This is a genomic window from Lysobacter korlensis (assembly GCF_042434515.1).
Genome location: NZ_JBHLTG010000016.1, coordinates 60735 through 85270 on the forward strand (window position 1 = coordinate 60735; position 24536 = coordinate 85270).

Genomic DNA, 24536 nt, shown 5'->3' on the forward strand with positions numbered 1-24536 from the left:
GTGCAGGAGCGGGTCAGGTGCGGGGGCGACCACCCCCTCCGCCGCCGGGAGCGGAGCGAACCACAGCGACGCCGCCAGGGGCGACCTCGAGTGTCTCCGGAACGTCGGCCCCCGTGAACAGCTCGACGCCGGAGGCCGGGAGGGAGACCGCATCGTCCCGGTGGTTGATCGCCACGATGTAGTCGGCGTCCGTGCCCCGGCGGGTGACCACCTCGAACCCCTCGGGCAGACCGCTCGGCACGATGCCGGCGTCGGCGTAGACGGCGTCCATCAGGGTCCGCATTCCCGCATTCTGCACCCGCGTGCTGACATACCACCCCAAACCCGAGCCGTGTCGGGAACGCGTGATCGCCGGCTTGCCGGCGCCGGGCCCGTCGAGATAGGTCGCGATCACCTCGGCTCCGGTGGCCTCGAGGTCCTCCTGCCAGATGTCCGCGATGAGCTCCTGCGGGTTCTCGCCCCGCCAGTCGAGCGTGCAGGTTCCGCCTTCGCGCAGCGGAAGGAACTCCTCGACCCGCACGCCGAGGGCGCCGGAGAGCGGCGCACCGAAGCCGCCGTCATGCACCCGGTCGTTCTCGTCGACGATGGCGGAGAAGAACGACACCAGCAGCGTGCCTCCGCCCTCCACGTATCGGGTGAGGTTCGCGGCATCCGCTTCGGTCAGCAGGTACTGAGCCGGGGCGATCACGAGGCGGTAACCGGAGAGGTCGGCTCCCGGCAGCACGAAGTCGGCCGTGATGCCGTCGCGCCACAGGCGCTCGTAGTAGGCGCGGACGCGCTCCTTGTGGTCGACGTCCACCGATGGCCGCCACTCCAGGTCCTGCGCCCAGAAGGACTGGAAGTCCCACAGGATCGCGACGTCCGCAGTGACGCGCGAGTCGCGAAGCTCGGCCAGCCGGTCGAGCTTGGCGCCGAGGTCCACGACCTCACGCCACACGCGGGATCGCGTGCCCGCGTGGGGGAGCATCGCGGAATGGAACTTCTCAGCACCCGAGCGGCCGGCGCGCCACTGGAAGAACAGGATCGCGTCGGCGCCGCGCGCCAGGTGCGAGATCGAGTTGCGGGCCATCTCACCGGGCCGCTTCGCGATGTTGCGCGGCTGCCAGTTCACCGCCGAGGTGGAGTGCTCCATGAGGATCCACGGCTTTCCGCCACCGAGGGAGCGTGTCAGGTCGGCGGCGATCGCCAGACCGATCTCACCCTCCGGGTCGGCCGCCCAGAGGTAGTGGTCGTCGGCGACGACGTCCACCTCCTCCGCCCAGGCCCAGAGGTCCATGCCCCAGTGCTGATTGGCCATGAAATTGGTGGTGATCGGCTGCGAGGCGTGCGCCCGGATGGCGTCGCGCTCGGCGCGGTAGCACGCGCGCAGCTGCGAGTCGGTGAACCGGAACCAGTCGAGGCGCTGCGCGGGGTTCACGACCGATGCAGCGGCGGCGGGGGCGCCGACGTGCGCCCAGTCGGTGTAGTGCTGCCCCCAGAAGGCGGTGCCCCACGCATCGTTGAGTCCGTCGAGCGTGCCGTAGCGGCCGAGCAGCCACTCGCGGAATGCCAGCACCGACCGGTCGGAGTAGTCCTCACCGACGGGAACGCCGTATTCGTTGTGCACATGCCAGAGCACCACGGCGGGGTGGTCGGCGTAGCGCCGAGCCAGCTCGCCGGCGATCCGGGTGATCGCCTCCCGGTACGCGGGGGAGGCGTGCGAGGCCATGCCGCGGGAGCCGAAGCCCATCACCGTTCCATCCCGCTGAACGACTCGCGCGTCCGGGTGCTCGGCGAAGAACCAGGCGGGCGGTGATGCGGTCGGGGTGCCGAGATCGACGGCGATGCCGTTGGCGTGGAGGAGGTCGATCACCTCGTCGAGCCATCCGAAGTCGAACACGCCCTCGCTGGTCTCCAGCAGCGCCCAGGAGAAGATCCCGACGCTGACCAGGTTGACGCCCGCGTCCCGCATGAGCGCGACATCCTCGTGCCAGACCTCGCGTGGCCACTGTTCAGGGTTGTAGTCGCCGCCGTAGGCGATACCCGCAACAGCGGGCCACGGGTTCGTCGAGGCGGTATTCGTCAAGGTTCGGGACACTCCATCGGATCAGACTGGGACCGGTCACAGTTCTACCCCATACCCCCAGGGAACGCCAGTCGGAGATCGCGGACCGTTACCGCACTGTGACCGGTCCCAGGGGTGGGTTCCGGGGTAGAGTTCCGGTCGTGCAGGACCCAACGACGCTTCGGCGAAAGCCAACCATCCGCGATGTCGCGACGGTGGCCGGCGTCTCGCGCGGCACGGTGTCCCGCGTCATCAACGGGGGGCACTGGGTGTCGCCGGAGGCGCGAGTGGCGGTGGAGGAGGCCATCCGCGTGACCGGCTACACCGCCAACCACGCGGCGCGGAGCCTCGCGACCGGACGGGCGAACTCGCTCGCGTTCCTGCTGACCGAGCCGCACCACCTGCTGTTCGAGGATCCGACCTTCTCGCTGCTGCTGCGGGGCGCCGCGGAGGCGCTCGCGCAGCGGAACATGACCCTGGTGCTGCTCGTCGCGGGCACCGCGGCCGAGCGGGAGAACGTCGAGCACTTCGTCGAGGCCGGGCACGTCGACGGCGTCATGCTGATCTCGTCGCACGAGTCGGATCCGCTGCTGGACTCGCTGCTGCGGGCCGGCGTCCCCACCGTGTGCTGTGGCGTTCCGCTCGGCCACCGGGCGGACGTTCCGGCGGTGTCGGTGGACGAATCCGGCTCTGCGCGCATCATGGCCCGTCACCTGCGCGATCGCGGCGCACGCCGGATCGCGATGATCGCGGGCCCCCGCGACACACCCGGCGGGCGGTACCGGCTCGAGGGGTTCCGGGACGAGCTCGGGGCGGACTTCGTGCCCGAGCTGGTCGAGGAGGGCGACTACAGCATGGACTCCGGGGTCGCCGCGATGACCCGTCTGCTGGAGCGCACGCGCGACATCGACGCGGTGTTCGCGGCGAACGACCGGATGGCCGTCGGCGCCATCACCGCTCTCCGCAAGGCGGGCCTGCGCGTGCCAGAGGACGTGGCGGTCGCCGGCTTCGACGACTCGGGACTCGCCGGGAGGCACGAGCCGCCGCTGACCACCATGCGGCAGCCGTGGGACCGGATCAGCCGGGAGATGGTGGCGATGCTGCTCGACGTTCTCGAGGGCATGCCCCGGGACACCATGACGCTGCCCACCGAGCTCGTCGTGCGCGAGAGCGCCTGACCGGGAGCTCCTAGTACGTCGCGCGACCGCCGCTGATGTCGTAGACCGCGCCGGTGGAGAAGCTCACCTTCTCGGAGGCCAGCCACGCCACCAGCTCCGCCACTTCCTCCGGCTGACCGACCCGCTTCATCGGGATGAGGCTCGTGATGTGCGCGAGCACCTCCGGTGCGGTCGATTCGTTCATCGGCGTCGCGATCACGGCCGGTGCGATGGCGTTCACCAGCACACCGGTCGTCGCGAGCTCCTTGCCGGCCGACTTGGTGAGCGCGATCACGGCGGCCTTGGACGCGGAATAGGCGGAGAGGTTGGGGTTGCCGTCCTTGCCGGCCATGCTGGCGAAGTTGACGATCCTGCCCCAGCCGCGCTCCACCATGCCGGGCACGAAGACCCGCATCGTGGCGACGACGCCGAGCACGTTGACCTCGAGCACGCGCCGCCAGTCGTCGGCGGTGGTCTCGAGGAGCGGCATGTTCGGGCCGACGACTCCGGCGGAGTTGATGAGGATGTCGACCGGGCCGATCTCCGCCGCCGCCGACGCGAGCGCCGCGTCGTCGGTCACATCGACGTGCACGTCGGCATCGCCGGCGATGTCCAGTGTCACCACCTGCACACCATCGTCGCGGAGCTTCCGTGCGGCCGCGGCGCCGAGCCCGCTCGCACCACCGGTGACGACTGCGCTTCTCATGACGCTGCTCCTTCGCTGCTGGCGGTCCCGGGCGACCTCATCGAGGGCCGATCACGTTCTGCCGCTGCCGGCCGAGTCCCTCGATCCCGAGCTCCATGACGTCGCCGGGCTGCAGCCAGATCGGCGGCGTGAAGCCCATGCCGACGCCCGGGGGCGTGCCCGTGTTGATGAGGTCACCCGGCTCGAGCACGAGGAACTGGCTCAGGTAATGGACGAGAAAGTACGGGTCGAAGACCATCGTCGAGGTGCTGCCGGTCTGGCGGCGGACGCCGTTCACGTCCAGCCACATGTCGAGCGCCAGCACGTCGGCGACCTCGTCGGGCGTGACCAGCCACGGGCCCGCGGGGTTGAAGGTCTCCGCGGACTTGCCCTTGGACCACTGCCCGCCGCGCTCGATCTGGAACGCGCGCTCGCTGACATCGTTGACAACCACGAATCCGGCGATCGCGTCGCGCGCCTCTCCGACGGAGTCCAGATAGCTGGTGCGCCTGCCGATCACGATGCCGAGCTCGACCTCCCAGTCGGGCTTCGTCGACCCGCGCGGGATCCGCACGTCGTCGTACGGACCGATCAGCGTGTTGGGGGACTTGGTGAAGAGGATCGGCTCCTCCGGAACCGCCTGTCCGGTCTCCGCTGCGTGGTCGCGGTAGTTGAGACCGATGCAGAGGATCTGGTGCGGCCGCGCGATCGGGGCGCCGATGCGGGTGCCATCGAGCACTTGGGTCGACCCGCGCTCGATCCGCTCGGCGACGATGGGCCGGATCCGCTCCAGCCCACCGCTGCCGAAGAACGCCTCGTCGAAGTCGTCGACGACGTCGGACAGGTCGATGCAGCTGCCGTCGCCGACGAGTGCGGCGGGCTTCTCGGCGCCGGCTGCGCCGATGCGGAGGAGTCGCATGGTGTGGTCCTTACTTGTCAGGGGTGAACTCAGGCGGTCTGCACGTGGCCGGTCGTCTCAGCGAGGATCCGCCGAACCTCGTCGACGGCATCAGTGAGGGCAGAGAGCGGGGTCCGGTAGGCGAGAGCGCTGACGCTCACTGCGCCGGACGGCTGGTGCGCGGAGGTGAGGAACAGGGGGATGGCCAGGCAGTTGATTCCTTCCTCGTTCTCCTGGTCGTCCACCCCGTAGCCGCGCGCGCGTGTCTCGCTCAACTGCTCGAAGAGCTGCCGCGCGGTCGTGGCGGTGTGTGCGGTCCGCCGCTCGAGCGGCTCTGGTCCCGCCCAATCCTCGACGTCGGCCCGGGTGGTGAGCCGGTACGCGAGCAGCACCTTGCCGACGGCGGTGCTGTGTGCGGGGTTCCGTCCGCCGACGGTCGAGGTGAGGCGGACCGCCCCGACGGCGGGATCGACCTTCGCCCGATAGACGACGGAGCGACCGTCGAGCACGGCGTAGTGCGCCGTCTCGCCGAACCGCTCCGCGAGTCGCTGGAGCAGGGGCTGCACCCGGACATGCTCCGGACGGGCCTCGTGGTGGGCGAATGCGAGCCGGAGGAACTCGTCGCCCAGGATGTAATGCCCGCGCGCATCGCTGCCGGCGAGGCCCGCCCTGCGGAGCGCCCCGAGCGCGCGGTGCACGGTGGCTTTCGGGCTGCCCACCCGGCGCGCGAGCTCGTCGAGGGTGGCCCCGGCGGGATGACCGGCCAGCTCCACGAGCACGCCGAGCACCCGGTCGGCGCCGACCAGCTTCTCGCCGTCCTCGCTGACCGGCGCGAGCTTCGGTTGGGGCATGAGCGTGTCGCTCCTCTCGAGGGCATATGCTACCCACGTTTCAACTGTTCGATCGCAGTTCCGCAGAGCGGTAAACGATGGTCGTACGCCGCAAGGATTCGGGGCGGGATGTTGTAACGTTTCAAGTGCGGCCGCTGGTCGGCCGAGGACACGTCATCGATGGTGAGGACAGCTGCGATGTGCCAGAAGACCGACTGTGGCGGCCGGCGTCGGCGAAGCGAACAGAACGCATGACGCGCGCGACCGCCGGGACGACGACCCTGCCGGCCGTTCCGCCAGAGCTCATTGCCGCCCTCGAGGGCGCCTGCGCGCTCGTCGCGACCCGGGCCACCGACCGGCTCTCGTCCGCACACGACGCATCCCACTACCTGCTCACCCCGCAGGCCGTCGTCGCTCCATCCGATGCGGGCGAGGTCGCGGCGGTGCTCGCCGCCAGCAGGCGGCACGGGGTTCCCGTGACCTTCCGCTCCGGCGGCACCAGCCTCAGCGGTCAGGCCGGCACAGCAGGTGTGCTGGTCGACACGCGTCGAGGCTTCCGGCACATCGAGGTGCTCGACGGCGGGGCGCTCGTCCGCACCGGTCCGGGTGCGACCGTCCGTGCCGTCAACACACGGCTCGTCCGGCACAAGCACAAGCTCGGACCCGATCCGGCGAGCGAGATCGCCTGCACCATCGGCGGCGTCGTCGCCAACAACTCCAGCGGCATGGCGTGCGGCATCGAGGCGAACACCTACCGCACCCTCGAATCCGCGGTGCTGGTGCTGCCGAGCGGCACCATCCTCGACACCGGCGCCGAGGACGCCGACGAGCGCCTCCGTGCCACGGAGCCCGCGCTGTACGCGGGGCTGGAGCTGCTGCGCGACCGGGTGCGCGGGAACCCGGAGTCCGTCGCCACGATCCGCCGGCTCTACTCGATCAAGAACACGATGGGCTACGGACTCAACTCGTTCCTCGACCACACCCGGCCCGTCGACCTGTTGGAGCACCTGGTCATCGGCAGCGAGGGCACCCTCGCATTCGTCGCGGAGGCGACATTCCGCACCGTGCCGGTGAAGCCCTTCGCAGCCACCGGGCTGCTGATCTTCTCCGACCTCGCCGGCGCGACCAGCTCGCTGCCGGCGCTCGTCGCCGCCGGGTTCGCCACCATCGAGCTGCTCGACGCGACCAGTCTCCGGGTGGCGCAGCAGGATCCGGAGGCGACGGCGGAGCTGCGGGACCTGCACGTCGACGAGCACGCCGCGCTCCTCGTCGAGTACCAGGAGGACTCTGCCGACGCGCTGGCGCTGCGGATCGCGCAGTCGCCGGAGGTGCTCGGCCCGCTGCCGCTCGCGGCACCCGGCGTGCTGAGCACGGATCCCACGGCGCGGGCGCAGCTGTGGCACATCCGCAAGGGGCTCTTCACCGCCGTCGCCGGAAGCCGGCCGTCCGGCACCACCGCTCTGCTCGAGGACATCGCGGTGCCGGTGGAGCGGCTGTACGACACCTGCGTGGAGCTGACCCGGCTGTTCGACGTGCACGGGTATGAAGGCAGCGTCATCTTCGGGCACGCCAAGGACGGCAACATCCATTTCCTGATCAACGAGCGCTTCGACGAGCCGGAGCTGCTCACCCGGTACGAGGCGTTCACCGAGGACATGGTCGCGCTGGTGCTGTCGCAGGGCGGCACGCTGAAGGCCGAGCACGGCACCGGACGGATCATGGCGCCGTTCGTGCGCCGCCAGTTCGGCGACGAGCTGTACGACGTGATGCGGGAGCTGAAGGCGCTGGTCGACCCGGACGGCCTGCTCAATCCCGGGGTGCTCCTCAATGACGATCCCGACGCGCACATCCGGGACCTGAAGACCACCCCGACCGTCGAGGTCGAGGTGGACCGCTGCGTGGAGTGCGGCTACTGCGAGCCCGTGTGCCCCAGCAAGGACCTCACCACCACGCCGCGCGAGCGGATCGTGCTGCGCCGCGAGATGGAACGGGCGAAGCAGGCCGGCGACACCGTGCTGCTGCGCACCCTTGAGAGGGAGTACGAATACGACGCGGTCGACACCTGCGCCGTGGACGGCATGTGCCAGACCGCGTGCCCCGTGCTCATCAACACCGGCGACCTGGTGCGCCGCCTGCGCGCCGGGAACGTGAACTCCATCGAGCAGGCGGGCTGGAAGGCGGTGGCGAAGCACTGGGACGCCACCAGCCGCGTCGGCGGCCTCGCGCTGTCCGTGGCGAAGATCGTGCCGCCCGCGCTCCCCGGCGCGGCCACCACGGTCGGACGCGCGGTGCTCGGACACGACACGGTGCCGCAATACTCGGCGGAGCTGCCCGCCGGCGGGCGGCGCCGGAAGGTGCTGCAGAACCCCGACGCCGACGCCGTCTGGTTCTCCAGCTGCACGACCACCATGTTCGGGCCCGAGGGGTGGGAGGGCGTCGGCGAGTCCTTCCAGCGGCTCTGCGAACGTGCCGGTGTGCGGCTCGCGACCCCCGCTGACATCCCGTCGCTCTGCTGCGGCACCCCCTGGAAGTCGAAGGGCCTCACCGACGGCTACGACGAGATGAAGCGCCGCGTCCGCGACTCCCTTCGAACCGCCACCCGCGGCGGCGAGCTGCCCGTGGTCTGCGATGCGTCCTCCTGCACGGAGGGGCTGCACGTTCTGCTCGAGGCGGCGGACGAGCTCTCCATCCGCGTCGTCGACGCGGTCGAGTTCGTCGATGAGATCGTGCTCGGGAGGCTTCCGGCGGGACGAAGGGTCGGCTCGCTCACCGTCCATCCGACCTGTTCCTCGACCCGGATGGGGATCAACCCAGCGCTGCTTCGCGTGGCGGGCGCCGCCGCAGACGAGGTGCACGTGCCGGACGACTGGGGATGCTGCGCGTTCGCCGGCGACCGGGGCATGCTGCATCCGGAGCTCACCGCGTCAGCCACCGCGCGGGAGGCGGCGGAAGTGCGGTCAGCCGATGCTGCGATGCACGCGTCGCTGAACCGGACGTGCGAGCTCGGCATGACGCGGGCGACCGGGGAGCCGTACCGGCACGTCCTTCAGGTGCTCGACGAGGCGACGGCGACACCGCGCCGGTCACACCCTGCGACGCTCTGAACTTCCCGACGCCGAGTCGACGGGACTTCCAGCGGCGGGAACTCCGCGCCCATACTGAGCGTGTGGCACAGACGCTGCTCTTCGGGGTGATCGCTTCCAGCGCGCTGGTGATCGGCGCATTCGTCGGTGTGCGGTTCGAACTGCCGAAGCGCGTCCTCGCGATTCTGCTGTCCTTTGCGGCTGGCGCCCTGATCACCGCGCTGGCGTTCGAGCTGTTCGAAGACGCATACGAGCGCGGCGGCATCTGGAACGCGGCGATCGGCCTGTTCGTCGGCGCCCTGGTATTCACCGTGCTGAGTGCGCTCCTCGACCGCGCGGCCCAGCCGGGCGGTCGCTCGAAGCCGGCGGACGAGGTGGAGGGCAGCGCGAAGCTCGACACCGACGCCGCCGCGTCGGATGAGGCGCCGACGAAGGCGTCCACCCGCGGGGCAGCGGGACTGGCGCTGCTCGCAGCGGTGACACTCGATGGAGTGCCCGAGAACGTCGCGCTCGGTGTCTCGCTCGGCGAGGGAACCGGCGGGCTGGCGCTGCTCGCCGCGATCTTCGTCTCGAACCTGCCCGAGTCGCTGGTGGGTGCGGCGTCGATGCGGAGCTCCGGCAGATCGACCCTCAGCGTGTTGGCACTCTGGACCGCCTGTGCCGTGCTGCTCGTGATCGCCGTGCTGATCGGCGCCGGACCGCTGGCGAACACCGACCCGGCGACGATCTCGCTCCCACTCGCCTTCGCGGCCGGGGCGGTGATCGCATCGCTCGCCGACACGCTCATGCCGGAGGCCTACGAGCACGGGGGTCCCGCGGTGGCCATGAGCACCGCGGCCGGGTTCGTGCTGTCGTTCGTGCTGTCGCTGGCGTGAGCCCGGCCTCACCCGGCTGAGCGCAGCCACACCGTGGTCTCGCCCGGCAGCCGGTCGCCCTCGACCGGTGCGCTGGCGAGCAGAACCTGGCCGGTCGGAAGCGGCAACGGTTCTGGGCCGAAGTTCGTCACGACGTCCCATCCGCCCGGCCGCCGGAAGTGCACGAGGGGGAAGTCCGACGGCGCCCACTCCAGCGCTTCCCCGCCCAGCAGCTCATGCCGCAGGCGCAGTGCTTTCCGGTAGAGCGACAGCGTGGACGCCGGGTCCCGGTCCTGGACGGCCGCGGCAAGGCCGGCGAACCAGTCCGGCTGGGGCAGATGCGCATCCCCGCTGCCGAAGCCGAACGAGGGGCGCTCGGGCGTCCAGGGGAGCGGCACCCGGCAGCCGTCACGGCCGACGTCGACGCCGGGGTTCCGGAAGTACGCCGGGTCCTGCCGCCGGTCGGGTGGGATGTCGGCGACCTCGTGCAGCCCGAGCTCCTCGCCCTGATACAGATAGGCGGAGCCGGGCAGGCCGAGCAGGAACAGCGTCGCGGCGAGCGCTCGCCGGAGGCCTCCGGCGCGGTCGAGGTCGCGTTCCGGGCCGCCGGCCAGCAGCCAGGCGCTGCCGCGCTTCTCCGACGCGTCGTCCGGCGGGCGCAGGCCGTAGCGCGTGGCGTGCCGCACGACGTCGTGGTTGGACAGCACCCAGGTGCTCGACGAGCCGGATTGGGCGGCCAGGTCCAGGTTGTCGTCCACGATCCGCCGGAAGGCGCCCGCGTCGAAGTCGGCCTCGAGCAGGTCGAAGTTGAATGCCTGCCCGAGGCCCTCCGGGCTCGCGTATCGGGGGCGTCGCGCCGGCTCGACCCAGGCCTCCGCCACCGCGGTCCGCGGCGGGGAGTAGCTGTTGAAGACCGCCCGCCACTCGGCGTAGATATCGTGCACCTCATCGCGGTCCCAGAGCGGATGGCCGCCTCCGCGAGGCAGCTCGTCCAACGTCGCCTGGTCGGGGAGCTCCTCGCCGAGGTGCTTGGCCAGCCCGTGTGCGACGTCGATGCGGAACCCGTCGACACCGCGGTCGGACCAGAAGCGCAGCGTCGTCAGGAAGTCGTCGCGCACCTCGCGGTTGTCCCAGTTGAGGTCCGGCTGCTCGGTGGCGAAATAGTGCAGGTACCACTGCCCATCGCCGACCGGCTCCCAAGCCGGACCGCCGAACGCGCTCGTCCAGTCCGCGGGGGGCTCGGTGCCGCCCGGGCCGACGCCGTCGCGGAAGATGTACCGGTTCCGGGCGGGGGACCCCTTCGGGGCGGCGATCGCCTCGCGGAACCACTCGTGCTTGTTCGAGGTGTGGTTCGGCACGATGTCGACGATCACCCGCATGCCGGCGGCGTGGAGGGCCGCGACGAGCGCGTCGAAGTCGTCCAGCGTGCCCAAGCGGGGATCCACGTTCCGGTAGTCGTCGACGTCGTACCCGCCGTCCGCGAGCGCGGACGGATAGAAGGGGCTCAGCCACACCGCGTCCACCCGCAGGCTCCGCAGATAGTCCACCCGGGAGAGGATGCCAGGGAGGTCGCCGACCCCGTCGCCGTCGCCGTCGGCGAAGCTGCGCGGGTAGACCTGGTAGACGACGGCGTGCCGCCACCAGTCGGCGTCGTCGGGCAGTCCGCCGGGCGGACGGACGCCGGGAGCCTCGCCGCTCACCCCTTGACGGCGCCTTGCGTGACGCCCTCCATGACCCAGCGCTGGGTGAACAGGTAGACGATGATGGCCGGCGCCATCGCCATGAGATACGAGGCGAACGACACGTTGTAGTTGTTGCTGAACTGCGTCTGGAAGATGCTCTGCACGACCGGGATGGTCTGCTGGCTCGCGTCGGCGATGATCAGCGACGGCATCATGAAGTCGTTCCAGGAGGCCAGGAACGCGAAGATCGCGACCGTCGCGCTCATCGGGGCGAGCAGCGGGAAGATCAGCCGCCGGAACGTGACCCACGTCGTCGCGCCGTCCATTCGCGCACTCTCCTCGAGCTCCAGGGGGATCGAGCGCAGGAACGCGGTGAACAGCAGGATGCTGAACGACAGCTGGAACATGATGTGCAGGATCGTCACACCCACGGGGTTCGCGAGGCCGAGCAGGCCGGTCAGCTGGATCTGGGGGAGGGCGACCACCGGGAACGGCAGGAACATCGCCGCCAGCAGGTAGAAGAACGAGTACCGGAAGAACCGCTTCTCCCAGTTGCGCACGATGGCGTAGGAGGCGAGCGATGCGAGGAGCACCGTGCCGATCACGGTGAAGGCCGTGACGAGCACCGAGATCGTGAATGCCCTCGGGAAGTTCGTCAGCTGCCACGCCTGCGCGAAACCGGAGAAGTCGATCGGAGCCGGGAGGCTGAACGCGTTGCCGTCCACCGCCTGCGCCGTCGTCTTCAGCGACATCGAGATCGTGACGTACAGCGGCACGAGCACGGTGAGGGCGCAGAGGATCAGGATCACCATGGTGGTCCAGTTCGTGGTCTCCTGCCCCACGCGTCCCCGACGGCGTCGGGTCTTCGTCTGCACCCCATCCGTCATCTGTGCCGCTGGGGGCCGGGATACTGCCGTCTGCGTCATGAAGTCGCCGTCCTTCCGCGGGTGAGTCGGAGCTGCACCACCGAGATGACCACGGCGATGATGAAGAAGATGGTCGCGTTCGCCATCTGGTAGGCGTAGTCGCCGCCGGTGAAGCCGCTGAAGATCACCATCGCGATGCTGCGCGTCGATGTCCCCGGACCCCCGTTGGTGAGGCCGACGATGATGTCGTACACGTTCAGGAAGTTCTTGAACCCGAGGATCACGTTGATCACGACATACCCGGCCACGAGGGGGAGCGTGACGGAGATCAGCCGGTTCCAGGCGGTCGCGCCGTCGATGTCCGCGGCCTCGTAGACCTCGCCCGGAATGGAGAGCAGGCCGGCGATGTAGATGAGGAGCGCCCCGGGGATCGACTGCCAGGCGGCGACGATCACGATGCCGAGCCAGGCGAGATTGGGGTTCGCGAGGATCGACTCCGACAGCCAGCCGATCCCGGTCGTCGACCCGAACCGGGGCAGCGAGTTGGAGAACAGGAACTGGAACACGTAGGCGATCACGATCCCGGAGATCACCATCGGGATGACGAAGATGGCGCGCATGCCGGTCTTGAACTTGATCCTCGAGGTGAGGCCCAGGGCGAGCAGGAATGCGATCACGTTGACCAGGAGAACGGTCGTGATCGCGAAGCCGAAGGTGAAGATGTAGCCGGCCAGCACCGCCGGGTCCTGGAAGACGGCGATGTAGTTCGTGAAGCCCGTGAACTGCCACTCTCCGAAGCCGATGAAGTCGGTGAAGCTGTAGAAGATGCCGAGGATCGCAGGCACCGTGATCGCCAGCGTGAACAGGAGCAGCGTCGGCAGCAGGAACGCGTAATACACCGGATCCGTGCGGTTCCTGCCCTTCCTCCGCGATCCCGCCAGGTGGTCTGTGTGGCCGTGCTCCGCCGTATCGACGAGGGCGCCCGCGGATGCGGCGGCGGGGGCGATGGGGGTCGACATGTCTCTCCTTGGATCGGATCGGACGCGGATCAGCCGCGCAGGGCGAGTCGCGCCCAGTCGGCGTCGAGCCGCGCGAGCGTCGACTCAGGGTCGGCTCCCGTCGCGATCGCCTGGACGTAGTTGGCGGCGGGGATGGTGAGCGGCACGCCCTGTGACGCGCCCTGGTAGAACTTGGACGCGTCGTAGTACTCCTGCATCCCGAGAATGCGCTCGTCGGTCACCGGAGCGGCGTCGGTGGTGGTGCCGAAGCCGAGGAACTCCGCGTTGTATGCGTCCATGATCTCCGGCTGCATGAGGAACGAGACGAACTTGCGGGCAGCCTCCTGGTCGGTGCCGACCTCAGGGATCCACAGAGCGAGGTCCAGGTTCACGCGCACTCTGAGGTCGTCCGGATCGTCGGTGACCGGTAGCGGGAACGTGCCGAGCTCGAGGTCCGGCGCCGTCTTCGCGATCTCGCCGAGTGCCCACGGTCCCTGCATGTACATGGCGGCTTCGCCGTTCGCGAATGCGACGTTGCCGTCACCGTATCCGCGGCTCTCCGCGTCGTCGTTGGTGTACTGGGACAGGAGCTCCATCATGCGGTCCACGGGCTCATCCAGCGTCTCCTGGAACGACACGGGTGATTCGGGCCCCACCTCGGTGCCGAGCTCGTTCATCTCCTCATAGAACTCCGCGACGTCGATCATGCCGCCGACGGTGTAGTCGAACGGGCCCTGAGCGATGGTCCATGGATCGCGGAAGGTGCTGTAGAAGGGCGTGATGCCCGCCTCCTGCAGGGTTTCGCAGACCTCGATGAGCTCGTCCCAGGTCTCCGGCACCTCCAGGTCGTGCTCCTCGAACATCTCCACGTTGTAGATGACGGATGCCGCCGCGACGGAGTAGGGGAGCACGCTGGTCCGCCCCGGGTAGGTGGCGTACTGGTTCACCAGCTCCTGAACGTCCGGCCGGATCCGGTCGGCCGCCGGCAGATCACCGAGGTCGGAGAGCGCCCCGCGCTCCATGAACCTCGCCATCTCCATGTTGTAGTTGAGCAGGCCGACATCCGGCGGGTTGCCCCGGAGGAATCCGGCGGACAGGTTCGAGGCGATGTCCATCGTCACCTGCACCTCGTCCTGCTCGGCGTTGAACTGCTGCACGAGCTCCCGGAAGTACGGCACGGCCTCGGGCTTGCTCATGTGGAAGGTGATCTCGGCGGGTCCGCTGCCGGGGCCCGCGCACCCGCCGAGTGCGAGGGTCGCGCCGATCACTCCGAGCGCGAACGCTCCGCCCGGTCCCGCGCGGAAAGCTGTTTTCTGGGGCACGACGTTGTCTCCCTGCATGGACTTCTCGCCAGCCCAGGTATATATCTGGACTGTAGATTTAGTCGGTGATCTTATGATGCGACGGAGCGGAGAGAAGGTCAAGGGCGATGAGCACAAATGCGGCGGCGACATCGCCGCAACTGATGCGCAGCATCAACATGGGGCGGGTGCTGGCTCATGCGTGGCGGGGCGACGGCTTCACCGCATCAGAAGCGATGGAGACGACCGGGCTCACCCGCACCACCGTGATCGACGTGTGCGATGAACTCGTCAGGAAGGGCTGGCTCCGGGAGCTCAGGAACGCCCGGTCGGTCGGCGAGTATCGCAAGGGACGACCTGCTCGCCGCTATGAGCTGCGAGCGGAGGCAGGCGTCGTCGTCGGCGTCGATGCCGGGTACGAGCGGATGTCGGTCGAGGTCGCCGACCTGCGGGGCCGGTCGCTCGCCAGGACCAGCGCCGAGATCCCTGCCCCGACACCGCAGAGCGTGGAACGGCTGGCGGACGCGGGCGAACGACGTCGGCTCGCTCGGCGGCTCTACGACGACGCGCTCGCGTCATATGGGCTCGCCGCGACGGACGTCCTGGCGGTCACCGTCGGCGTGCCTGCTCCGGTCGATGCGCTCGGCGTGTCACCCGACGACGGCGTCGGGTTCTGGCGCCTCGTGAACCCGGGCATCGGAGCCGTCTTCGGCGACCGAGCACCGATCGTGACCGTGGAGAACGACGCGAATCTCGCCGCCATCGCCGAGGGATGCCGGCCGGACGGCGCCGGCCGGGACGTGGACTCGTACATCGCGATGCTGGTCGGGGAGGGCATCGGCGCCGGCCTGATGATCGATGGCCGCCTGGTGCGCGGACGCCGGGGAGGGGCCGGCGAGATGCGGTTCCTCGACCGGGTCAAGGGCGTCGGGTCGTCCGAGGGCCTCGCCCTGCTGGCGCGACTATGGGCGACCGAGGCGATCACGTCCGGTGCGCTTCCCCCGGACAGTCTGCTGGCCCGGCTTGATCCAGACTCGCTGCGGCAGCGCGATGTCGCCGACGCGGCGACCGCCGGCGACCCGGCGGCGGTGCGCATCGTCGAGCGGCTCGCCACCCGGCTGGCCCGGATCTGCCTGGTCCTCGGGGACGTGCTCGACGTCGATCTCGTGGTCGTGGGCGGCGAGGCGGCAAGATCCCTCCCGGCCGTGATCGAGGAGGCGGCGGACATCCTGAGACGCAGCGATGATCCCACCGCGCCGCGGCTCCTTCCGTCCGCACTCGGCGCGGAGGCGGTGTCGACCGGGGCCGTCGAGCATGCACTCTCGCTGGTGCGGCGCCGGGCGCTCGAGCTGACATTGCCCGGCGTGCGCGACGTCGCCTGATCGCGAGAGCGTCAACCGGCGGCGCGAGCCGGACGGCGGATGCCGCCCGCCACAGCTACCCTCTGTCCATGACGACCGCACCCTCGGCCGCGGCGACGGCCGCTCCGCTCCGCCCGCGCCGGACCTGGGACCTCGTGCTGTCGATCGTCCTGCTGGTGCTCGTCGCGGCCCTCGGGCTGCTGCTCTTCGCCTTGGCGCCGTTTCTCGTGATGGCGAGCGATTCCTGCGGCGCGTCGACGGTGTGCGACAGCGGTCAGATCGGCTCCGGCTTCCTGGTGGCGTGGGTCGGCCCGCCGGTCGTGATCCTGCTCGGCATCGTCGCGACCATCGTCCTCCTGGTGCTCCGGAGGCTCGCCTTCTGGGTGCCCCTGGCCGCGGCGCTCGCCGGCATCGGGGTCTTCGTCGTCGGAGCCGCCATCGTGATCGGCGGGGTTGAGGGCGCCACGTTCTGAGCTCAGGCGTCGAAGCTCTCGGCGTTCCGCGGGTACCAGGCCAGCAGCAGGCCCGACACGATCCAGGTCAGCCCGATCGCGACGACGAGTGCAGTCCCGCCGAGGCCGGCCGCGATGCCCGCCACGGCTGCGCCGGCTGCGGCCGCCGTCGCACGCAGCCCCGCTCCGACCGTGAAGACCTGGCCCCGCAGCCGCGGCGGACTCTGCTGCTTGCGGAGCAGCAGCATCGCGGCGGAGCTGGAGGCGGTGAAGAGGCCGGCCGCGCCGATCACCAGGACCGTCCAGACCAGACCCCAGTCGATCGCTGCCACCACGGTGAGCAGCCCGATCACCGCGAAGCCGACGCCCATCGACAGCTCCGGACGCAGCCGTCCCGGTCGCGCCGCCGTGGCCAGCGCCCCGATGAGCCCGCCGATCGCGAAGGCGGAGACGATCAGTGCGCCGCCGCCCGGACCCCCGGCCCGCTCGAGCGACAGGAGCACGGCGGCGATCGACAGCGCGCCGCCGCCGAACTGGCTGAGGGTTCCCGAGCCGGTGACGATCATCAGCGGGCGGTGCAGCGCGATGTGGCGGAGCCCGTCGCCCATCGTCCGCCACATCGAGCCGGTCGGCACCGGACGGGGCCGGAGCCGGGTGGCGAATGTCGCGATCACCCCGACCAGGGCTGTCACGGCCATGGCCGCCATCGCCTGCCGTGCCGAGCCGAGCGCCACCGCCGTCGCGACGATCGCCGGTCCCGCCACCGCGCCGAGGTTGTAGGAGAGGGCGTCGAGGGCGTACGCCCGCCGCTCATTCGGGATCTCGTCGGTCACGAAGCTCGACAGCCCGCCCATGAAGAAGGGCCCGGCCGCGCCCGCCGCGATCAGTCCCAGCGCGACCAGCGGCGTCGGCAGGATGCCGAGCAGCGCTCCGATGCCCAGCCCAACGGCGGCGATGGCACCGGCGCCGGCGATGAGCGCGCGCGGGCGCCGGGTGCGGTCGAGCATGGCACCGACGACCGGCGCGGCGATCACCGCCGGTCCGAGTGACGCGGCCACCAGGATGCCGCCGAGCGCCACGTCGGCGAGCTCCTCGATGGCGAGGATGGGGATCGCGACGGTGGCGCCGCTCAGGGCGAGGCGCAGCGGCGTCGCCGACGCCAGGTAGCCGGTTGCGCTCACCGCATCGGCGCGGCGGGCGTCGCGGAGGCAGGTGGGTTCGAGCGGTGCACGGTCCCATTCTCGACAGCTGCACCTGCACGGGGACCGCGTGCCATAGCGCCCAGGCGGTGTTCCAGACCCTCCCGCTACGCTCTCGCCGGGATGGAGAATGGAGGCGCCATGGAACCGCTGGATGCCGGATGAACCGTCTCTGCTCCCGGCTCGGGGTGGACGTGCCCATCGTGCTCGGTCCCTTCGGCGGGCTCTCCTCCGTGAGCCTCACCGCGCTCGTCAGCGAGCGGGGCGGACTCGGGTCCTACGGGCTCTACGGTTACACCCCGGAACGCATCGCCGCCACCGTGGCGGAGGTCCGCGCCGCCACCGGCCGACCCTTCGCCCTCAACCTGTGGCTGCCCTCGGATTCCCCGGGTCCCGCCGACATCGGAGGTGAGGAGTTCGAGGCGTACGTCGCCGCACTCCTTCCCCTCTACGACGAAGCCGGGATCGCGCCTCCAGAGCTCCCCGAGCGGTTCCTTCCCGACTTCGATGAGCAGCTCGATGCGGTGATCGCTGCGCGGCCGGGTGCGGTGAGCTTCGTCTACGGGGTCCCGTCCGAGGAGACGGTCGGGCGGCTCCACGCGATCGGGGCCGCCGTGATCGGAGCTGCGACGACCGTCGCCGAGGCGGTGGCGCTGGAAGCGGGTGGCGTGGACGCGGTCGTCGCGACCGGTGCGGAGGCCGCGGGACACCGGGTGTCGTTCCTCCGGGAGCCGGAGGCGTCGCTGGTGGGCACATTCGCGCTCGTCCCGCAGGTGGTCGATGCGGTCCGGGTGCCGGTGGTCGCCGCCGGGGGCGTCGGGGACCGGCGCGGGGTCGCGGCGGCGTTCGCGCTCGGCGCGTCCGGAGTTCAGGTGGGCACGGCGTTCCTGCACACCCGGCAATCCGCCGCCCCGGAGGCTCACCGGCGGGTGATTCCCGGAACGGCGTCGGAGGACATCGTGCTCACCCGCGCTCTGAGCGGCCGGCTCGCGAGAGGCGCCGGGAACCGTGCGATCCGCCACATCGAGTCGACCGGCCGGATCGCGCCGTTCCCCGTCCAGAACTGGCTCACGGCCCGCTTCCGAGCCGAAGCCGCCCGCCGGGACGATCCGGAGCTGCTGTCGCTGTGGATGGGTCAGGCCGCGCCCCTCGCCCGCCTCGACGACGCGGAGGCGGTGTTCTCGGAGCTCGTCGCGGGGCTTCCCGGACGATCGCCCGGCCACACCGTCGAGGGATGAGCGGCGATCCGATCGACGGGTTCGTGCACCGCGTCGCGTCCACGCCGGCCGGCCCGAACACCGCGAATCCGTTCGAGTTCAGCGGCGAGCCGAACGCGATACGCCGCCGGAACCTGACGCGGTATCTGCGGCAGCTCGCCGAGCGCCGGCCGAGGGTGCTGCTCGTCGGCGAGGCGCCCGGATACCGCGGAATGCGGATCACCGGGGTGCCGTTCACCAACACCGTCCTGCTGCGCAACGGCGTCCCGCACTTCGGGCTCTTCGGCGAGGCGTCCGGCTACGAGCTTCCGCCGGTCCCGCCCGGCGTCGCGCCCGAGCCGACCGCGACGGTGATGTGGCAGACCCTCGTGGAGCTCGACTTCCTGCCGGCGCTCTGGAGCGCATTCCCGTTGCATCCGCACCGGCCGGGCGTGCCCCTGTCGAATCGCACGCCGACCGGCGGTGAGGCCGCCGAATGGTCGTGGTCCTGGCGGGCGCTGCGTGAGCTGCTCGAGATCGAGCGCGTCGTCGCGGTCGGGAACATCGCCGCCGCCAGTCTCGCCAGGAGCGGATACGACGTGCCCCGGGTGCGGCATCCGGCGCACGGCGGCAAGGTCAAGTTCGCCTCGGGGCTCCGCGAGCTGCTCGACGCCGGGATCGACAGCCCCAGCTGACCCGGCTCAGGGGATCAGCGCCGCGAGCGAACCGAGCTCCCGCATCGGGTCGCTCCCGACGGGCAGCAGGACGCTGTCCGTGATCCCGCTCCGATGCAGCGCTGCGAGCCGCTCCCGCGCGCTCGCCGGCGTTCCCGCGACCGCGAGCCGGCGCACCCACTCGTCCGGGAGGCGCCGGATGAACTCCGATCTGGAGCCGCATTCCTGCCGAAGCGCGGCGAACGCGTCGGCGAACGGGAGCGGCGCGATGTGCGGCGCCCATTCCGGGTCGCCGACCCACTCCAGTCCCGGCCGCGCCCGCTCGAGCGCCCTGGACTCGTCCACGTCGACGGATGCGATGTTGTACCCGACCACCCGATGCGAGGGTGCGCCGATCTGCGCGAGCACCTCGGCGGTGTATTCGGGCGTGACCGGCTCGGCGAGGATCGTGCCGTCCGCGAGCCGCCCGGAGAGCGCGACCGACTTCGGCGCGCGCACCCCGAACAGGATCCCGGGCATCACCTCGGGAGCCGCGTCGAGGCGGACCCCGTCGAGCCGCACATATCGCCCATCCGACGTGACCGTCTCGCCTCTGAGCAGCGACCGGAGTGCCGTCGCGTACTCGGTGAGCAGCCCGAGCGGGCTGGCCGGCCAGGCGCCGACGGACCGCATCCATGCGGGCATGCCGTGGCCGACCCCGGCGTCCACGCGGCCTGGGAACAGCTCGGCGAGGGTGGCGAGTTCCATTGCGGCGAATGCGACGTTGCGGCTGGCGGCCGGCAGGATGCCGATCCCGACGCGGATGCGGGCCGTCGCCGCGAGCACGGCGGAGGCCTGGGCGATCCCGCCCCGGAAGCCGAGGTCTTCGACCGTCCAGAGCTCGCTGAAGCCGAGCTCGTCCGCCCGGCGGGCGTACGGGATCACCTCGCGTGCCGGCAGGTCACGGGGGAGCAGCACCCCGACCCGGGCATCCGGCGGAAGGTCGTCAGGGCTGGTGGTGTCCACCTTCCGAGGCTATCGGGGTCAGGTCAGCCCCAGTCGCTGGGCGCCGGCTTCCGGGTCGATGGCAGCGCGACGGCGCGGGCCCACTCGTGCAGCCACTCCGGGGCGGGGTGCGCGTGGATGTCGATCCCGACGAGCTCACCGACCTCCACCATGGGGACGACGCCGCCGCCGCGGCGGAGGAAGCGGCCCTGGATGTGCGCGCGGGCGTAGATCTCACCGTGCACCACGAAGCGCTGCTCCAGGTACACCGCCCGGGCGTCGTAGCCGAGGACGCGGGTCTCGATGCCGAAGCGCTGACCCAGCCGGAGGCTCTTGCGGTAGGCGATGGTCTGGGCGGCGACCACCGGGTAGAGCCGCGCCTGCTGCATCCGGCGCCAGACGCCCGACCGCTTCAGCAGCTCGTACCGCGCCAGGTCGAGCATCGACAGGTACACGCCGTTGTTCACGTGGCGCAGCTCGTCCAGGTCTCCGGGCCACACCCGCCGCCGGACCCGGAGGACGTCGTGCAGGTCCATCTGCTCGCCGCGGGCGAGCGACACCTGCAGCAGGCGGAGAAGGCGGCGTGGTCCCACGGGAAGGACCCTAGGACCCCGATGTGCCGGAACGCGAAACGATTGTGGAGCATCTACAGCGGTGTCCACCGACCCGCGGACATCTCATCCGGCACGGCGCCCAGTCGCGTGAGCAGCTCGCGACTCGGTGATGGGGGCGGGTTCTTCGGCCCGGACTCGGGCGGCTGCCCAGACGCCGCCGACGGCGATGGCGACCGGAAGTGCGAGGACCGCCGAGAAGATCGCCGGTCCACCGGCCAGCGCCGTGAACACGATGCCGGACAGCCCGAGCAGAAGACCCGGCCCGAGGGACTCGGACACCGACATGGACGCCGAGTTGAAGCCGCGCTCCGTCTCGGGCGAGAGCGCGAGGGTCAAGCTGGTCAGCCTCGGATAGGTGAACCCCATGCCCGCTCCGCCGATCGCCCATCCCGCCATGATCGCCGCCGTCGGCCAGTGGAGCGCCGCACCGGCGAAGACGGATCCGACCGAGAGCAGCACCGTGACGGCGCCGATCAGGATCGCCGGGGCGTGGGCGAGACGGGTGTCGAGCCGGGCCTGAAGGTGGGAGCCGGTCGCCCAGAGGATCGCGGCGACGGTGAGCGACAGGCCGGCGGTGGCGGGAGTCAGCCCGTGCTCCTCGATCAGCATGAACGGCAGGTACGCCTCTGCCCCGAAGTAGGCGGCGGCGATCAGCCCGCGTGCGAGCACCGCGCTCGGCAGCCCGCGCTCCAGCCGCAGCGCCCCGGTGGGCAGCAGCGGACGGACGGCCAAGGCGGTGAGCGCCAGCAGCAGCGCTGCGGCGGCAGACACGAGAGCCGGTCCCCACGGAACGCTCCACCATGCGGGGAGTGAGCCGATCGCCCAGACCGCGCCGGCGATGGCGATCGCCAGGGCCGTGTGGGAGGACCGGCCCTCGCTCCGCCCGCTCTCCGCCGAAGGGAGCCGGCGCGCGGCAGGCCAGACCGCCGCAAGGCCGAGTGGCGGGAGCAGAAGGACGCCGAGGAAGACCCAGCGCCAGTGGAGGTGCTCGGCGACCGCTCCGGCCAGGGCCGGGCCGACGAGGGAGGGGAGCACCCAGGCGGCCGCGTACATGGCGAACACCCGGGGATGGAGTGCCGCCGGGAACGCGCGGGCGACCAGCACGTACAGCGCAACCCCCATGCCGCCGCCGCCGAACCCCTGCAGGCCGCGGCCGGCGATCAGCGTTCCCATGTCCGGCGCCGTCCCGGCGACCGCGAGGCCGATCCCGAACAGCGCGATCGCGACGAGCAGCGGTTTGGCGGGCCCGAACCGGTCGGCCGCGCGGCCGCCGATCACCATTCCGATGATCGCCGCGCCGCCCGGGGCCGCGAACGCCAGGGCGTAGAGGAAGCGGCTGCCGAGATCCGCGGTCACCACCGGCATCACGGTGGTGACGGCGAGGGCCTCGAACGCGCCGACGAAGACGAGACCGGCCGCGCCGAGGGTGGTCAGCCGATGCCGGGCGGACCAGATCCCGGGCGCGGCGCCCGCGGGAACCCGCGGCATCGTGTCGGGCGAGTTCATCGTGCCGTCGCTGCGGCGGCAGAGCGGTGCAGGACGACGGCCGCGCCGGCGCCGTGCGGCAGCGGGCGGTCAGGGGAGGCGGATGCCGTCCGCACCCGGCATTCGGAATCGGTGGTCACTGTGCTCCTCAGATTCTTCCGGAGTGGGCACTCACCCACCCGCAGAGCACGCTAGGACCTCAACCGAAGTTGAGGTCAAGGACCGTCTCGCCGTTCCGCCCCGCATCCTCCGATGTCGTGTCCGTCCAGCGGCGCGGACCGGGACCGGAGCGGCCCAGGGTGTCGCCGGGGTTCTGCAGGGAGCACGTGGTGAGGCTGAGACAGCCGCAGCCGATGCAGCTGTCCAGGTCGTCCCGGAGGTGCTGGAGGTCGGCGATGCGCGCGTCGAGGTCTTCCTTCCAGCGGGCGGAGAGCCTCGCCCAGTCCTCGCGCTTCGGCGTCCGTCCCTCCGGGAGCGAGTCGAGCGCCGCGCGGATGTCCGCAAGCGAGACGCCGACGCGCTGCGACACGCGGATGAACGCCACCCGGCGCAGCGTGTGCCGCGGGTAGCGGCGCTGGTTGCCTGCGGTGCGCTCGCTGTGGATAAGGCCCTGACGCTCATAGAAGTGCAGGGCCGAGACGGACACGCCGCTGCGCGCCGCGACCTCGCCGACGGTCAGGGTCTTCGTCGTGTCCACGAACGGCTGGGCCATGCTCGTCCTCCTTTGCGGAACACGGTAGCCCCGAACCGGTGCGGAGAGAACCGCTCAGCGCGGGTCCGCCGCGCCCGGCTGATCGCTCAGGCTCTCGACGTACGCGCGGGTCACGGCCATGTCCTCGTCCCCGAATCCGCGTGCCGTGAGATCGCGGAACGCCTCGAGCAGGCACGCGAGCTGGCGTGCCTCCACACCGGTGCGGGTCGCCTCCTCCGTGGCGAAGGAGAGGTCCTTGACCAGGTATCTGGCCGCACCCGTGGGGCGATAGTCGCGGGCGACGATGCGGGATCCCCGCGTCTCGAGCACCCGGCTGCCGGCGTACCCCCCTCCGAGCGCGGTGAAGAGGGCCTGCACGTCGAGGCCGCTGCGGTCTGCGAGCACCGCCGCCTCGCCGAGTGCGTGCACCGTCGCCGAGACGATGAGCTGGTTGCAGAACTTGGCGACCTCGCCGGAGCCGAGCGGACCGAGGTGGTGCACTCGTCCGAAGGTCTCCAGCACCGGGCGCGCCCGCTCAACGGCGTCGGCCGGACCGCCGACGAAGAGGGAGAGGTTGCCCGCGATGGCACCCTCCTCGCCGCCGCTCACGGGGCTGTCGATCACGCGCAGCATCCCGTCGGTGAGCCGCGACACCCGCTCATCCAGCTCACGGACCCCAGTGGCGGATGACGTGGAGGAGAGGACCATCAGGGTCGGGCGGGAGATGCCGGCCAGGATTCCGGTGTCGCCGGGAAGCATCTGTTCGAGATCGGGCAGGTCGGGAAGCATGACGACGAGCACGTCGGACGCCTCGGCGAGCGTGCGCGGCGTGCCGGCCCACGTCGCGCCCCGCTCGAGGAGCGCTGCCACACGGTCGGGGGTGCGGTGGGTGACGTGGACGTCGAAGCCGGCCCGCAGTGCGTTGGCAGCCATCGGCGTGCCCATGATCCCGAGCCCGACGAATCCGACGGCGAGATCAGGGTTCCGCCGGGTCTGTCGCGCCATACCGTGCACCTTAGCGAACCACTACGTTCCCGGCGCACCCTGACATGGACGCCCCGGGAGGCGGTACAGTGCCTAGGCACACACCTCTGATTCGGCAAAACCGGTGCGAGCCGGTGACGCAAAGCCACGGGGCCCCCAGGGTCAGCCGGGTTGCCGGGAGCCTCGCAGGCAACCGCCGCACCTCTCCTGGAGCCCGAATTGCACGAGCCGAATCATTCCGCCCCCGAGACCGAGCGGCGCCCCCGCAAGTGCCCGAGCTGCGGAACACGTCTGGAACAGACCGGGGCCGGCGGCGACGAGCTCCTGGAGTGCTCGAACTGCGGTCTGGTGATGTTCGAGCAGCGGAGGGCCGAGTAGGCCGGCCGCGAGCCCTTCTCGGATGTGCTTGAATTCGTGCCGAAGGGGCAAACCCTGTGCGAACAGGGGACGCAAAGCCACGGGACCCACGCGGTTCGCCGGGTTGCCGATTTCCCGTTT

21 protein-coding genes and 2 riboswitches are annotated in these 24536 nt (G+C 70.8%); of the genes, 7 read left to right on the forward strand and 14 right to left on the reverse strand.

The window, feature by feature from the left end; all coding sequences use genetic code 11:
* Positions 1-13 precede the first annotated feature (13 nt).
* Positions 14-2065, reverse strand: a complete 2052-nt coding sequence (locus ACFFGH_RS32950; RefSeq protein WP_386676891.1) for a beta-galactosidase — start codon at positions 2063-2065, stop codon at positions 14-16.
* Between the two features lie 140 nt (positions 2066-2205).
* Here ACFFGH_RS32950 and ACFFGH_RS32955 point away from each other — a divergent pair, with 140 nt between their 5' ends.
* Entirely contained in the window at positions 2206-3222 is a 1017-nt protein-coding gene (locus tag ACFFGH_RS32955) for a LacI family DNA-binding transcriptional regulator (RefSeq protein ID WP_386676893.1), read from the forward strand.
* A 10-nt stretch (positions 3223-3232) separates the two neighbouring features.
* Here ACFFGH_RS32955 and ACFFGH_RS32960 read toward each other — a convergent pair whose 3' ends face one another.
* From ACFFGH_RS32960 to ACFFGH_RS32970, 3 genes are read right to left on the reverse strand one after another with little or no spacing between them, the layout of a single operon-like run.
* Positions 3233-3907, reverse strand: coding sequence for an SDR family NAD(P)-dependent oxidoreductase (locus tag ACFFGH_RS32960; protein WP_386676895.1), 675 nt, complete (start codon positions 3905-3907; stop codon positions 3233-3235).
* A 37-nt stretch (positions 3908-3944) separates the two neighbouring features.
* The gene (locus tag ACFFGH_RS32965) at positions 3945-4805 is read right to left on the reverse strand and encodes a fumarylacetoacetate hydrolase family protein (RefSeq protein WP_386676897.1); all 861 of its coding nucleotides are present in this window, start codon (positions 4803-4805) and stop codon (positions 3945-3947) included.
* A 29-nt stretch (positions 4806-4834) separates the two neighbouring features.
* Entirely contained in the window at positions 4835-5635 is an 801-nt protein-coding gene (locus ACFFGH_RS32970; RefSeq protein WP_386676900.1) for an IclR family transcriptional regulator, read from the reverse strand.
* A 230-nt stretch (positions 5636-5865) separates the two neighbouring features.
* Here ACFFGH_RS32970 and ACFFGH_RS32975 point away from each other — a divergent pair, with 230 nt between their 5' ends.
* Together ACFFGH_RS32975 and ACFFGH_RS32980 are read left to right on the forward strand one after the other, a co-directional pair.
* On the forward strand, positions 5866-8718 hold the full coding sequence (locus ACFFGH_RS32975; protein WP_386676902.1) for an FAD-binding and (Fe-S)-binding domain-containing protein: 2853 nt from the start codon (positions 5866-5868) through the stop codon (positions 8716-8718).
* Between the two features lie 62 nt (positions 8719-8780).
* Positions 8781-9572, forward strand: a complete 792-nt coding sequence (locus ACFFGH_RS32980; protein ID WP_386676904.1) for a ZIP family metal transporter — start codon at positions 8781-8783, stop codon at positions 9570-9572.
* Positions 9573-9580: 8 nt separating this feature from the next.
* Here ACFFGH_RS32980 and ACFFGH_RS32985 read toward each other — a convergent pair whose 3' ends face one another.
* Genes ACFFGH_RS32985 through ACFFGH_RS33000 form a run of 4 tightly spaced genes read right to left on the reverse strand, consistent with a single transcriptional unit; the run spans position 9581 to position 14419 of the window.
* Positions 9581-11251 (reverse strand): glycoside hydrolase family 13 protein, encoded by a 1671-nt coding sequence (locus ACFFGH_RS32985; protein ID WP_386676906.1) that lies wholly within the window; start codon positions 11249-11251, stop codon positions 9581-9583.
* Positions 11248-12159: a carbohydrate ABC transporter permease gene (locus ACFFGH_RS32990; protein ID WP_386676909.1), complete on the reverse strand. Its 912-nt coding sequence runs from the start codon at positions 12157-12159 to the stop codon at positions 11248-11250. Before ACFFGH_RS32990 ends, ACFFGH_RS32985 begins: the two co-directional genes overlap by 4 nt.
* Positions 12156-13118 carry a carbohydrate ABC transporter permease gene (locus ACFFGH_RS32995; RefSeq protein WP_386676911.1) on the reverse strand — a complete coding sequence of 321 codons (963 nt, stop codon included), beginning with the start codon at positions 13116-13118 and terminating at the stop codon, positions 12156-12158. The genes ACFFGH_RS32990 and ACFFGH_RS32995 overlap by 4 nt, the downstream gene beginning before the upstream one ends.
* Before the next feature lie 29 nt (positions 13119-13147).
* Positions 13148-14419, reverse strand: a complete 1272-nt coding sequence (locus ACFFGH_RS33000; RefSeq protein ID WP_386676913.1) for an ABC transporter substrate-binding protein — start codon at positions 14417-14419, stop codon at positions 13148-13150.
* A 107-nt stretch (positions 14420-14526) separates the two neighbouring features.
* Between ACFFGH_RS33000 and ACFFGH_RS33005 the strand changes: the two genes are divergently transcribed.
* Both ACFFGH_RS33005 and ACFFGH_RS33010 read left to right on the forward strand, forming a co-directional pair.
* Positions 14527-15780: an ROK family protein gene (locus ACFFGH_RS33005; RefSeq protein WP_386676915.1), complete on the forward strand. Its 1254-nt coding sequence runs from the start codon at positions 14527-14529 to the stop codon at positions 15778-15780.
* Positions 15780-16232 (forward strand): DUF6264 family protein, encoded by a 453-nt coding sequence (locus ACFFGH_RS33010; RefSeq protein WP_386676953.1) that lies wholly within the window; start codon positions 15780-15782, stop codon positions 16230-16232. Before ACFFGH_RS33005 ends, ACFFGH_RS33010 begins: the two co-directional genes overlap by 1 nt.
* 2 nt (positions 16233-16234) lie before the next feature.
* On the opposite strand, the gene ACFFGH_RS33015 is transcribed toward ACFFGH_RS33010, so the two are convergent.
* Complete coding sequence (locus ACFFGH_RS33015; RefSeq protein WP_386676917.1) at positions 16235-17392, reverse strand: MFS transporter; 1158 nt, start codon at positions 17390-17392, stop codon at positions 16235-16237.
* Between the two features lie 179 nt (positions 17393-17571).
* Here ACFFGH_RS33015 and ACFFGH_RS33020 point away from each other — a divergent pair, with 179 nt between their 5' ends.
* Positions 17572-18648 carry an NAD(P)H-dependent flavin oxidoreductase gene (locus tag ACFFGH_RS33020; protein ID WP_386676920.1) on the forward strand — a complete coding sequence of 359 codons (1077 nt, stop codon included), beginning with the start codon at positions 17572-17574 and terminating at the stop codon, positions 18646-18648.
* Complete coding sequence (locus tag ACFFGH_RS33025; protein WP_386676922.1) at positions 18645-19301, forward strand: uracil-DNA glycosylase family protein; 657 nt, start codon at positions 18645-18647, stop codon at positions 19299-19301. The genes ACFFGH_RS33020 and ACFFGH_RS33025 overlap by 4 nt, the downstream gene beginning before the upstream one ends.
* Before the next feature lie 6 nt (positions 19302-19307).
* Here the strand turns inward: ACFFGH_RS33025 and ACFFGH_RS33030 are convergent, their stop codons facing one another.
* From ACFFGH_RS33030 to ACFFGH_RS33050, 5 genes are all read right to left on the reverse strand, one after another.
* Positions 19308-20285 carry an LLM class flavin-dependent oxidoreductase gene (locus ACFFGH_RS33030; protein WP_386676924.1) on the reverse strand — a complete coding sequence of 326 codons (978 nt, stop codon included), beginning with the start codon at positions 20283-20285 and terminating at the stop codon, positions 19308-19310.
* 23 nt (positions 20286-20308) lie between these two features.
* Positions 20309-20857, reverse strand: coding sequence for an acyl-CoA thioesterase (locus ACFFGH_RS33035; protein ID WP_386676925.1), 549 nt, complete (start codon positions 20855-20857; stop codon positions 20309-20311).
* Between the two features lie 84 nt (positions 20858-20941).
* Positions 20942-22384 (reverse strand): MFS transporter, encoded by a 1443-nt coding sequence (locus tag ACFFGH_RS33040; RefSeq protein ID WP_386676926.1) that lies wholly within the window; start codon positions 22382-22384, stop codon positions 20942-20944.
* Positions 22385-22562: 178 nt separating this feature from the next.
* Entirely contained in the window at positions 22563-23075 is a 513-nt protein-coding gene (soxR, locus tag ACFFGH_RS33045; RefSeq protein WP_386676928.1) for a redox-sensitive transcriptional activator SoxR, read from the reverse strand.
* Positions 23076-23129: 54 nt separating this feature from the next.
* A complete protein-coding gene (locus tag ACFFGH_RS33050; protein ID WP_386676930.1) occupies positions 23130-24059 on the reverse strand; it encodes an NAD(P)-dependent oxidoreductase in 930 nt (309 codons plus the stop codon).
* 83 nt (positions 24060-24142) lie between these two features.
* Positions 24143-24217, forward strand: a riboswitch (cyclic di-GMP riboswitch).
* Between the two features lie 235 nt (positions 24218-24452).
* Positions 24453-24527: riboswitch (cyclic di-GMP riboswitch) on the forward strand.
* Positions 24528-24536: the final 9 nt, after the last annotated feature.